The organism is Aequorivita sp. CIP111184 (assembly GCF_900489465.1).
Classification (GTDB): Bacteria; Bacteroidota; Bacteroidia; order Flavobacteriales; family Flavobacteriaceae; genus Aequorivita.
On record NZ_UEFQ01000013.1, the window covers coordinates 889703 to 901954 of the forward strand.

Genomic DNA, 12252 nt, shown 5'->3' on the forward strand with positions numbered 1-12252 from the left:
AAAAAACATCAATTAAAGACCATAATTTCAACAATCAAAAAAATGAAAAAAACAAAAACCATAATCATCCTTGCTACAATTGCAGTATTATTTGTTGCTTCTATGTATTGGCTATATTCAAAAAATGCAGAAGATCCAGTTGTGTATGAAACGGAAAAACCAGCAATGGGATCAATTGTAAAAAAGACCGTGGCTACGGGCAGTATTGTTCCAAAAGAGGAAGTACTTATAAAACCTAATATTTCAGGAATCATTGATGAGATTTTTGTGGAAGCAGGTAATATTGTAAAAGCCGGAGACTTGATAGCTAAGGTAAAAGTGGTTCCTAATGTATCCTCTTTAAACAATGCTAAAAGTAATATCAATAACGTTCGCACGCAGGTGGAAACCGCTCGTTTAGCTTTGGAAAACCAAAAGAATATATATAACAGGCAGAAAGCATTATTTGAAAAAGGAGTAATTTCTGCCAATGAATTTGACAATGCGCAATTGGCTTTTGATCAAGCGCAACAGCGGCTCAAGCAAGAACAGGTAGGACTTACAGCTGCCAATCAAAATTACGATATTGTAAAAACTGGTACTACTAGTGGTATGGGTGCTTCGGCAAATACCGAAATTCGCGCCACAGTTTCGGGTATGGTGTTGGATGTTCCTGTAAAAACGGGAAATCAAGTAATTGAAGCAAACAATTTCAATGACGGAACAACCATCGCTACCTTAGCAGATATAGATAAAATGATTTTTGAGGGAAAAGTTGACGAAAGTGAAGTGGGAAAAATTAAAGAAGGTCTTCCTCTAGAAATTACTGTAGGCGCAATTCAAGATAAAATTTTTAACGCAGTGCTAGATTATATAGCACCAAAAGGAATAAGTGAAAATGGTGCAATCCAGTTTGAAATTAAAGGAACTATGAAAAATCTTGACACTACCAGCACTTTTATTCGTGCAGGGTTGAGTGCCAATGCTTCCATTATCCTTGCCAAAGCCGAAAATGTACTTACTATTAAAGAAGCTTTGGTGCAGTATGATTCAAAAACCCAAAAACCTTTTGTGGAAGTTATGGTGGGAGACCAAAATTTTGAAAGAAAGGATATAGAATTGGGTATTAGTGACGGAATAGATGTTGAAGTGAAAAGCGGAATTTCAAAAGATGATAATATAAAAGTTTGGAACCAACTGAAGCCCGCAACACCGTCAAACGGCAAAGGATAATTTCTTGAAACACGTATTAGAAAATTATAATTTTATAAATTTTGTAACGCAATCGCAATACAAAAGACTCATTCAGCAATAGAAAACTTATGAAGAAGTTAACCATATTAATTTTTTTCCTCATTATAGGAATTTCATCGAACGCCCAAAATAAAAAATGGACTTTGGAAGAAGCCATTAATAAGGCTTTGGAAGAAAATATCTCAGTAAAACAGGGACAACTGGATTTGGAACTTGCAGATATTGACAAACTAAATGCCATAGGTAATTATCTGCCTACATTTAATATTTCAGGATCAAATTCTTGGAATACGGGTCTTACGCAGAATATAACCACAGGAGTACTTCAAAACCAAACTACGCGCAATTTTTCGGCTAATGCCACTTTGGGGATCACTATTTTTGACGGTTTAAACAATTTGCGTCAAGCACAGCGCGCCAAATTATCAAAACTTGCAGCTCAGTACAACCTAGACCAAATTAAAGATAATACCGCTCTTTTGGTTGCAAATGCATATTTGGAAATTTTATTTAACAAAGAAAATCTTGCCGTTATAAAGGCCCAACATCAAATTACTATTGAACAGTTAGAACGTTCAAACCAGTTGGTTGATGCGGGTTCTATTCCGCGGGGAGATTTGTTGGAAATACAATCCACTTCAGCCAATGAGGAGCAACGCATTGTGGTTGCTGAAAATAATATTCGTATTTCGCTAATAAACCTAGCGCAGATTATTCAAATTAAAGATTATGAAAACTTTGATATTGCCGAGGCTTCCTATGAGGCACCATTGACGGATATTACTGAGAAAACTCCCGAAGAGATTATTGCAAAGGCTAAATCTGAAAGACCGGAACTGCAAATTGCCGAGGCTAACATTGCACTTGCTGAGAAAGATGTGCAGATTGCCAGAAGTAATTATTACCCAAGCCTGCAAGGTTTTTTAAACTACAATACGCGTGAATCTGGAGCTGACCGAATTTTACAGGGTGGCGTAGATCCAAATCAACCCACACAGGTAATTGGCCAGGTTGAAGATACGGGCCAAACCGTAGTTGCTCCTAATTTTGGCTTGCTTACAAGCCCACCAGCTCCATTTTTTGAGCAGTTGTATCTTAATGATGGAATTTCATACGGACTTCAGCTAAATATTCCTATCTTAAATGGGTTTTCAACGCGGGCTTCTGTACAGCGAAATAAGATAAATGTGAAGCGTGCAGAGTTTCAAAAGGAACAAGCAGAGCTTGAGCTGGAATCAAACGTGTATCAGGCCTATACAGATGTTGTTGGGGCTAGCAAGGCCTATGAGGCCGCAATGGTTGCTGTAAATGCCCAAGAACAGGCTTATCAATATTCAACGGATCGTTTTGATGTGGGATTGTTAAATTCATTTGATTTTAGCCAAGCTAAATTCCGACTTGAAAATTCACAAAGCGAGGCTTTGAGAGCAAAATATGATTATATTTTTAAAATTAAAGTGCTGGAATTGTACTTCGGTATACCAGCAACTGAGTTAAAATTTTAAGTATGAAGAAAAAAACACTCATCTGGATTATTGTAATTGTTGTATTGCTTATCGCTTTGCTTCTTATTGGAAAAAAAGCAGGATGGTTTGGAAAATCTGGTGACTTCAAACAAATTGAGATAACCCAAATTAAGCCATTGGATATTATTGAAACTGTTGCCGCAACTGGAAAAATACAACCGGAAGTGGAGGTAGCACTATCTTCAGAAGTATCTGGAGAAATTATTGAACTTCCTGTTAAAGAAGGGCAAATCGTAGAAAAAGGTGATCTTTTGGTAAAAATAAATCCCGATTTAATTCAAGCAGCAGTGAGTCAATCGCAAGCTGGATTGCAAAATGTTCGCGCGCAATATACCCAAGCCCAAGCAAGTGAAAAAAATGCAAAACTCAATTATGAACGAAACAAAGCGCTCTTTGAAAAAGGCGTGATTTCAAAGTCTGAATGGGACAAATCTGTTGCAGATTATGATATGGCACAGGCAAGTGCGCAAGCTGCTTATTACAACGTTCAAAGCGCTTCGGCAAATGTAAAGCAGTCCGTGGATAATCTTTCCAGAACCACTATTTATGCGCCCATGAGCGGAACTATTTCAAAACTTTCCGTTGAATTGGGCGAAAGGGTAGTAGGAACCGCACAAATGGCAGGAACAGAAATTGTGCGTGTTGCCAATCTTCAAAATATGGAAGTTGAGGTAGATGTAAATGAAAACGATATTGTGAAAGTTTCCTTGGGCGATTCAACGATTGTTGAGGTTGATGCCTATTTAAAGCGCGAATTTAAGGGAATTGTAACCGAAATAGCAAACAGTGCCGAAAGTTCACTTACCGCAGATCAGGTGACTAATTTTAAAGTGAAAGTGCGTATTTTGCCGGAATCATATAAAGATTTAACTGAAGGTAAACCTGAGAGTTTTTCACCTTTCCGTCCAGGTATGACCGCCACGGTTGATATTATTACGAATAAAAAGAAAAACATTATTGGAGTGCCAATTAGTGCTATTGTTATAAAATCTGATTCAACCGATTCCAAAAAAACATACACAAACGACATTTCAAGCACAGCTGCAGAAAAATTTGAGGCGGTTTATGTGAAAGAAGGACAAGAAGCCCAGTTGCGAATTGTAAAAACTGGAATTCAGGATGATTCAAATATTGAAATAATCACGGGTTTGAAAGAAGGCGAAACCGTAATTACAGGACCGTATAATACAGTAACTAAATCTTTGAAACAAGGCGATAAAGTTGAAGTTTCTGTCCCCGAAAAAGATAAAAAGGAAAATTAATGGCTGTTATACTTTGCATTGAAACTTCAACAACCAATTGCTCTGTAGCCATTGCTATTGATGGCGAAATAAAAGCCATCCGCGAAGAAAACAATCAAAAATATTCGCATGCTGAAAAACTTCATGTTTTTATTGATGAAGTTTTAAAGGAAGCAAATCTTGACAAAAAACAATTAAATGCAGTTGCCGTAAGTAAAGGGCCCGGTTCTTATACAGGTTTGCGTATTGGCGTTTCTGCGGCAAAGGGCTTGTGCTTCGCTTTAGATATTCCTTTAATTTCTACATTTACTTTAGAAGTATTGGTTCAGCAAGTTAAAAGTGAAGATTGTTACATCATTCCACTACTTGACGCCAGAAGAATGGAAGTGTATTCAGCGGTTTTCAATTCAGAAAAGAAACAGATCCGAGAAACGAAAGCGGAAATTTTGGATGAAAGTTCATTTTTAGAATATTTAAATAAACGCAAAACCATTTTTATTGGCGATGGTTCTAATAAATTTGAAACTTTGTGCAAAAATGAAAATGCAGTTTTTTATAAAGATGGTATTCCTTCTGCTGCAGATATGGCTTTAATTGCAGAAGCTAAATACAAAATAAACGACACCGAAAATATCGCTTATTTTGAGCCTTTTTATTTAAAGGAATTTATGCTGGGTTAACTTTTAGTTATAAAAGCGAATCAAAATATGTGAATACTTTAATTAGATCCAACTCCTTGTCTACATCTAAATTGTTTTTATCTATATAACCTTTAATTTCCTTTTTCTTGGAGTTCATTACTTTTAGAACCTTAGATTTTGTGCTTGGCATTTCTAAAAATTTGCCATTTTGAACTAAATAATATTTTATTGTTTTGTCGAAAGTGGCAGCGCTATCGGTTTCATAATTTGTTTTGCCCTTTTTGGGTTCTATGAAATTGGCGGTAGTCTTTTTGTAAAGATCATAATTTTTACCGTCAGCAAGAATATTGAAATAGCCCCCTTTTTCGTTGGATCCATTATATGGTATAAACACATAAATATCTTTTCCTATTTTAGCATAAATACTCTCATCTTTCATTAAAGCACCATAATTTTCTTCGGAAGCATGATTTTTTATTTCAATCTCATCGGCATAAGCGTTATAACGCATGGGCACGCCAGCCTTTAACAGATTTTCATCTTGATAAATATTTCCCACTATAAAATTGGGGTTTGCGTAAGCTTTCTCTTTAATGCTATTAAATTCTGCTTCTGTAAGTCCAAAAGCTAAAGATTTTTGATTGAGTTCCACAGTCCTGTAGAATATATCAAAATTGCCATTTGCAGCGCCAGAGGAAAGAGCACCGCGCTTGGTATAATCATTCTGTCCAATAGCATTCAAAGAAATTATAATAGTAATAAGGAGTGGTATAAGATTTTTCATGATAATAGTTTTTGAATCATTATAAATATAATAATTTAAAATTAAAGCTATTCCATTTACAAGTAAAGCACATTTTCTAAAAAGTGTTTTCACAAAAAAAAGCAACAGTTTCCTGTTGCTTTTTTAAACTTCTTTATTAAAAGAATTTATGTATTCTATATTTTTTCTTATAAAAGGGAATCAAAATAAGAAACTAGTTTTATCATATCAGCTTCTTTGTCAAGGTCAATATTATTCTGACCTATGTATTCCTTCACTTCTTTTTTCTTACTATCCATCATTTTAAGGATTTTAGATTTGCTACTTGGCATTTCTAAAAATGTGCCATCTTGAACTAAATAGTAAGTCACCGTTTTTTGAAATGATGGAGGCGTATCTCTTTCGTATGATGTTCTTGCTTTCTGTGGTTCTCTAAAAGTAGCTTTTGTTTTTTTGTAAAGGTCATAGGTTTTTCCATCGCTAAGTACATTGAAATAACCGCCTTTTTCATTACTTCCTTCATAGGGAACAAAAACATATATGTCCCGGAACATTTTAACAAAAATAGTGGGATCCTTTATTAATGCCCCATAATTTTCGTCTGAAGAATTTTTTTTGATTTCAATTTCATCTGCAAAGGCATTATAGCGCATTGGCACATCATCTTTCATCAATTGATCTTCTTGGAATATCTTTCCTTGAACAAAACTTGGATTTGCGTAAGCCTCATCTTTTATAGAATTAAATTGAGCTTCTGTAAGACCAAAAGCTAAAGATTTTTGATTTATATCGATTGTTCTAGAGTAAATGTCAAAATTAGTACTTGCTCGCTGTGAGAAAACAGGAGCCATTAATAGAACGGCAAGACCAGATAAAAGTATTTTTTTCATTTTGAGATTATTAATGTGTTATATATAATTCTTACAAACTTAATGATTTATTTCTTTAGACTCTCTAAATTAAAATGATGCACATCTCGCTGTGGGAAAGGTATTGAAATCCCAGCTGCTTCTAATCTAGATTTTCCTTCTTCCAAAACTAACCAACGCAGCGCCCAAAAATCCTCATTTTTCGCCCAATATCTCAATGTTAGATTTACAGAACTGTCACCCAATTCAGCTACAGCTGCCATAGGCATTTTATCTTCAAGCTTTAAAACAGTTTCTTGTTCTGATACTAAACTTAATAAAATATCTTTGGCTTTCTTTATATCATCATCATAACCTATGCCAAAAGTGAGGTTTTCACGCCGCACTCCTTCTTCTGTGTAATTAATTATATTATCGTTGCTTAGTTTTCCATTGGGAATAATAGCGAGTTGGTTTCCAAATGTAGTAAGTTTGGTGTTAAAAATTGATATTTCCTTTACAGTGCCGTCCACTCCTTGTGCGCTTATAAAATCACCAACCCTAAATGGTTTTATCAATAATATAAGCACGCCACCAGCAAAGTTTGCGAGCGATCCTTGTAGCGCTAAGCCTACTGCAAGCCCAGCTGCTCCAATAATGGCGACTAATGAGGCAGATTCAACCCCAAGCTGAGTAATTACTAACACAAAGAGTACTATTTTTAATCCCCAGTTTATTAAACTAGCTATAAAATTTTCAAGTGTTGGGTCGTATTCTTTTTTGTCGAAAAACTTTCTAATAAAACGATTTATAATTTTTATTAGCCAAAGACCCACCAGTAGCAATAATATCGCGCCGATTATATTTGGTAGAAAGTCTATTAATTTTTGTCCATACTTTTCAATGTAAATATCCAAGTCCTGAAATTTTTCCATAAAATTTATTCTTTTTTGTTTACTGATTCAATTGCAATTTTTGTGTCTTTCACAGGCAGTTTGCACGCATTATTCATACAAACATAAATAAATGTTTCATTAGGTAAATAACGATTTTGAAACAATGGGCCTTTATTTTCACTGGTGCTTCCAGCAATAATTATGTTTGGAAGATAATGGGTATTTAGCTCTTTAATTTTTTCCGAAGCTTTTTCGCCAACAACAACTACTTCGTAAAAATTGTTTTTAAAATTACTCAAAAGGTCTAGCCAGTTTGAAAATCCGCTGGGATACTCTTCCATTTCCACTGAAACGTTTTTCAGCATTTGATGTGAAATATCATCATATCCTGTATTTTCAAAATATTTTGAAAGCGTAAAAAGATTCTTGGCCATTGCCGAATTGGATGCGGGAATCACATTGTCGCGATATTCAAAATTTCTGGTAACAATAACTGGATCTTCCTTTGAAGTGAAGTAAAACATGTGTTTCTCCGAATCGAAAAAATTGGACAATGTATAGCCCGCCATTTCTTTTGAAAGATTAAGCCATTTTTCATCTAAGGTAATCTGATAAAGATCAACAAAAGCTTCAATCGTGAATGCATAATCTTCCAAATAACCGTTGATGTTGCTTTTTCCATCTTTATAATTGTGAAACAAAGCACCGTTTTTTTGAAGTTGTTTTTCAGCTAGGAACGTAGCATTTTTTAAAGCTACGTTCAAATATTCTTTTTCGCCAAAAGCTTTGTATGCATCTACATATCCTTTTAGCATCAAACCGTTCCATGATGTCAACGTTTTATCGTCCAAACGAGGTTTTGGTCTTTGGTTCCGATAGGCGAGAAGTATTTTTTTCCAACTTTTCTTTTTTTGTTGAAATGCTTCTGCGGTGAGCCCAAACTCGGTCTCAATTTCATTATCGCTCTTTTTTCTTATAAGTACGTAGTGATTGTTTTCCCACTTACCGTAACTGTTAACATTATAATATTCTTTAAAAATTTTGAAATCGTCTTTCAACTCTACGTGCAATTCTTCTGAAGTAAAAACATAAAATGCGCCTTCTTCCAGTTTACCGGTTTCAGTCTTGCTATCTGCATCCAAAGAGGAATAAAATCCGCCTTCTTTATTTGTCATTTCGCGGGCTACAAAATCTAAAGTTTCTTCAACCACTTCTTTATATAGCGGCTTTTTTGTAACTAAATATGCATTACTATAAAGGCTTACAAGCTGGGCATTGTCATAAAGCATTTTTTCAAAGTGTGGGACATGCCATTTTTCATCGGTACTGTAACGTGCAAAACCACCACCAATTTGGTCGTAAAGCCCGCCATATGCCATCTTATCTAAAGTAAGTGTGACGTATTCTAATAATTTTTTATCGCTTTCTGTAACAGCTTGCCGTAGTAAAAATTCAAGATTGTTGGGCATCATAAATTTTGGTGCGCCTTTAAAACCACCATTTTGCTCATCAAACCGTTGGGACCAATTTTTTAAAATTTTATCGGTTGGAAAATTTTTAAAATCAACATCCGCAGTATTTAAATGGACGAGATCCATGCTTTTTATGCCCTCTTCAAGCCTATTTGCATAAGCAATCAATTTTTCGGGTTCTTTTAAATACAATTCTTGTATTTGCTCCAGCGCGTTTATCCAATCTTGTTTTTTGAAATAAGTACCGCCCCAAACCGGTCTGCCGTCGGGAAGCGTTATTACATTTAGTGGCCACCCCGCACTGCCGGTCATGAGTTGTACTGCATTTATGTATGTTTGGTCCACATCAGGACGTTCTTCCCGATCTACCTTTACTGAAATAAAATCTTTATTCATAACAGCTGCTACGGAATTGTCCTCAAAACTTTCATGTTCCATAACGTGGCACCAATGACAGGCAGCATAACCGATGCTGATTATCATTAGTTTTTTTTCTTTTTTGGCTTGTTGTAATGTGGTATCATTCCACGCTTGCCAGTTTACCGGGTTGTGTGCGTGCTGCAGAAGATATGGGCTGGATTCTTTTATTAAATCATTTGTATATTGATGTGTTTCCAAAGTTTCTTTTTTTGAAGAATTGCAACTTAACATAAAAGCTATCGCCAGAAAAGCAAATGTAAATTGCATAATAGAGATTTTAGTAAAACAAAAATACGCTTTTGAATTTTCAAAAGCGTATTCTGATGATTTCTTAAACTATTTATTTTACTTCAAATGTAATTTTTACGTTCACTCTAAACTGTGTAATATTGCTTTCATCCACAACACAACTTTGTTCTCGTAAATACACAGAGCGAATATTTTTCACACTTTTTGAAGCTTCCTTTACTGCGTTTCTTGTTGCATCTTCCCAACTTTCATTTGAGCTTGCGAGAACTTCAATAACTTTTAATACTGCCATAATTTCTTGGTTTTAGGTTAAAAATAATAGTAAAACACAATTTACAATTATTAGAAGCTAATTTTCTGAAAATTAAGTTAAAAGGGAAGAATAAGAGCTCTAAATTATTAACCATTAATTGCAACAACGCTATCTACCTGACCGTGTAACATTTCTTTTAGCATCGTTTCAATCCCGTTTTTTAAAGTGATTGTGGAAGATGGGCATCCACTGCAAGCGCCTTGAAGAATAACCCTTACCGTTTTTGTTTCTTTATTGAATGAATCAAAAAGAATGTGGCCGCCGTCTCGCGCAACAGCAGGTTTTACATATTCGTCCAAGATTGAGATTATTTCTTTTTCAATGTCGGTATGCGCTTTTTCATTTTTTTCAGAAGTGTTTATTTCTGAAGAAGAACTATTTGAAGGGGTATCAACATTATTGAATATTTCGTCATTCAATATAGGCTTGCCGTTTTCTATAAATTTACGGATGAACTCGCGGATTTCCATAGATATTTCCTGCCATTCAACCACATTGTGTTTCATTACCGAAACATAATTATTGCTTATAAATACTTCCTTTATAAATGGAAAATTGAATAAAGCTTTTGCCAGTGGTGAATGGGTTGCATCATCAATATTTTTAAACTCGAAAATTCCGGTCGCCAAAGTTTTATTTACCACAAATTTCATTACCGATGGATTGGGTGTGCTTTCGGCATAAACAGTAGCGGGAACTTTTATTGGAGCGTCCGTTTCAATAATTACCGGTTTACCAGCATTTAGATATTCAAGGATAGAATCGGCAACTTCTTGTTGCACATCTTTCCACTCAACGATGTTGTATTTTTCAATAGCAATAAAATTCTGTGAAATATAGATGGTTTTTACAAATGGAAGGTAAAAAAGTTGTTGTGCTAAGGGGCTGGTTTTTGCATCATCAATATTCTTAAACTCATAGCTGGTAGAGCGCGTTAAGAAAGAATTAGCAATAAATTTAACAATATTTTGGTTTGATGTTTCAGAAATTTCTATGTTAAATTGGGACATTTACTTGTTTTTTTTGCGAAATTATAAAAAGAAAAACAATGTATTCAATATATTTGGCATCTTAACACCCCCATTATGAAAAAATTAATACTTCTGCTGATTCTGTTTTCACCTTTTCTTAGTATAGCTCAAGTGAATCCAATTACAGACTTTCGACAATTTAATGGAAGGTATCAATTTACCGCTTTCGGGAATACTATGAATACCCAAGAAAATGGAGGCGGCTCACCATGTTCTGCATTAACACAAAGTAGTGCCCCACTTAACTTAACTTTCGGACAAACATTTTTATCTGCCCATCTTTATTGGGCTGGTGCGGGAACAGGAGATTTTCAGGTAAAACTTAATGGAGCGGATATTACTCCAGATCGAATCTTCTCTCTTCAGGCCAATACTGGATTGGATTATTTTTCAGCATATAAAGATGTAACCAATATAGTTGCAGCTGCTGGTAATGGAACCTATACCCTTTCTGAATTGGATGTGAATCCTGCACTTCAGAGCGATCCATTATATTGTAGTGCGGGGACAAATTTTGCTGGCTGGAGTATAATTGTAATATATGAAGATCCTACATTAGAATTAAACCAAATCACCCTATTTGACGGTTTAGAATATGTTAATAGTACCAATCAAGACATAAATATTGTTTTGGGTAATATTAATGCTTCTTCCGACATAGCCTCAAAAATTGGTTTTTTGGCGTGGGAAGGTGACTCGGGCATTCAAGTTGCAGAAAGTCTTCGTCTTAACGGTATCTTGATGGACACTCCACTAAATCCATTTAACAATTCATTCAATGGCACAAATACGTACACCAATTCCACTACTTTATATAACATGGATTTGGATTATTACGATCTTCAGAACCTAAATATTATACAACCAGGTGATACACAAATAGATATTCAACTTAGTTCTGGTCAGGATTTTATAATGGTGAATAATGTTATTGTAGGGGTCAATTCTGAACTTCCCGATGCTACAATAGAAATTGATGACCTTGGGGTGCTTTGTCAAAACAATAATATTGATGTAGAATATACAGTATATAATGTAAACAGTACCAATGAATTGCCTGCCAATACGCCAATTGCTTTTTATGCGGATGCGGTATTAATAGGGCAAACCACTACTACTAATATCATTCCTTTAGGAGGTTCCGAAAGCGGTACTATTACGCTAGCTATTCCTATTGCTACGCCAAACAATTTCAACCTTAGAGCTGTTGTCGATGATATAGGAAATGGTACTGGTATTGTTGCAGAAACCGATGAAAGTAATAATGAATTTATATACCCTGTTGATCTTAGTACGGCTGGAATAATTCTTACTCCTGGTCCAGCTTGTTTCGGCAGACCTGTTATTTTGGATTCTGGTGTAACCGATCCTCCATTTAATATTCAATGGTTTAGAAATGGTATTCCTATTCCGGGAGCAACAAACGAAACACTTGCTGTAACAACAGATGGTATATATTCTGTTGAGGCAGTAGATGGCATTTGTCGCGTAGATAGCAATTCGGTGATCATTACCTTTAGACCCCAGCCCATTGCCAACCCTGCTGTTGATTTGTACCAGTGCGACGATGGCACGACCTCTGGGGTTTTCAACCTTACGGACAATGATGCCAACATATT

Annotated in this window: 11 protein-coding genes; 5 read left to right on the forward strand and 6 right to left on the reverse strand. The window is 35.3% G+C overall.

Features of this window, described 5'->3' with window-relative positions; all coding sequences use genetic code 11:
- Positions 1-42: 42 nt before the first annotated feature.
- From AEQU1_RS04120 to tsaB, 4 genes are all read left to right on the forward strand, one after another.
- Positions 43-1212, forward strand: coding sequence for an efflux RND transporter periplasmic adaptor subunit (locus AEQU1_RS04120; protein WP_111878980.1), 1170 nt, complete (start codon positions 43-45; stop codon positions 1210-1212).
- A gap of 89 nt (positions 1213-1301) precedes the next feature.
- Positions 1302-2738, forward strand: a complete 1437-nt coding sequence (locus AEQU1_RS04125) for a TolC family protein (protein ID WP_111878982.1) — start codon at positions 1302-1304, stop codon at positions 2736-2738.
- A 2-nt stretch (positions 2739-2740) separates the two neighbouring features.
- Positions 2741-4021 (forward strand): efflux RND transporter periplasmic adaptor subunit, encoded by a 1281-nt coding sequence (locus AEQU1_RS04130; protein WP_111878983.1) that lies wholly within the window; start codon positions 2741-2743, stop codon positions 4019-4021.
- The gene (gene tsaB / locus AEQU1_RS04135; protein ID WP_111878985.1) at positions 4021-4680 is read left to right on the forward strand and encodes a tRNA (adenosine(37)-N6)-threonylcarbamoyltransferase complex dimerization subunit type 1 TsaB; all 660 of its coding nucleotides are present in this window, start codon (positions 4021-4023) and stop codon (positions 4678-4680) included. Before AEQU1_RS04130 ends, tsaB begins: the two co-directional genes overlap by 1 nt.
- 7 nt (positions 4681-4687) lie before the next feature.
- Here the strand turns inward: tsaB and AEQU1_RS04140 are convergent, their stop codons facing one another.
- The 6 genes from AEQU1_RS04140 to AEQU1_RS04165 all read right to left on the reverse strand — a co-directional run bounded on the left by AEQU1_RS04140 (position 4688) and on the right by AEQU1_RS04165 (position 10612).
- The gene (locus AEQU1_RS04140; RefSeq protein WP_181566703.1) at positions 4688-5425 is read right to left on the reverse strand and encodes a hypothetical protein; all 738 of its coding nucleotides are present in this window, start codon (positions 5423-5425) and stop codon (positions 4688-4690) included.
- Between the two features lie 167 nt (positions 5426-5592).
- Complete coding sequence (locus tag AEQU1_RS04145) at positions 5593-6294, reverse strand: hypothetical protein (protein WP_111878987.1); 702 nt, start codon at positions 6292-6294, stop codon at positions 5593-5595.
- A 47-nt stretch (positions 6295-6341) separates the two neighbouring features.
- On the reverse strand, positions 6342-7187 hold the full coding sequence (locus AEQU1_RS04150) for a mechanosensitive ion channel family protein (protein ID WP_111878989.1): 846 nt from the start codon (positions 7185-7187) through the stop codon (positions 6342-6344).
- A gap of 5 nt (positions 7188-7192) precedes the next feature.
- Positions 7193-9307, reverse strand: coding sequence for a thioredoxin domain-containing protein (locus AEQU1_RS04155; RefSeq protein WP_111878991.1), 2115 nt, complete (start codon positions 9305-9307; stop codon positions 7193-7195).
- Between the two features lie 73 nt (positions 9308-9380).
- Entirely contained in the window at positions 9381-9581 is a 201-nt protein-coding gene (locus tag AEQU1_RS04160) for a dodecin family protein (protein WP_111878993.1), read from the reverse strand.
- 107 nt (positions 9582-9688) lie between these two features.
- Positions 9689-10612: a NifU family protein gene (locus tag AEQU1_RS04165; protein WP_111878994.1), complete on the reverse strand. Its 924-nt coding sequence runs from the start codon at positions 10610-10612 to the stop codon at positions 9689-9691.
- A 75-nt stretch (positions 10613-10687) separates the two neighbouring features.
- Here AEQU1_RS04165 and AEQU1_RS04170 point away from each other — a divergent pair.
- On the forward strand, positions 10688-12252 hold a 1565-nt coding region (locus AEQU1_RS04170; RefSeq protein ID WP_111878996.1), incomplete at its 3' end, for a CARDB domain-containing protein.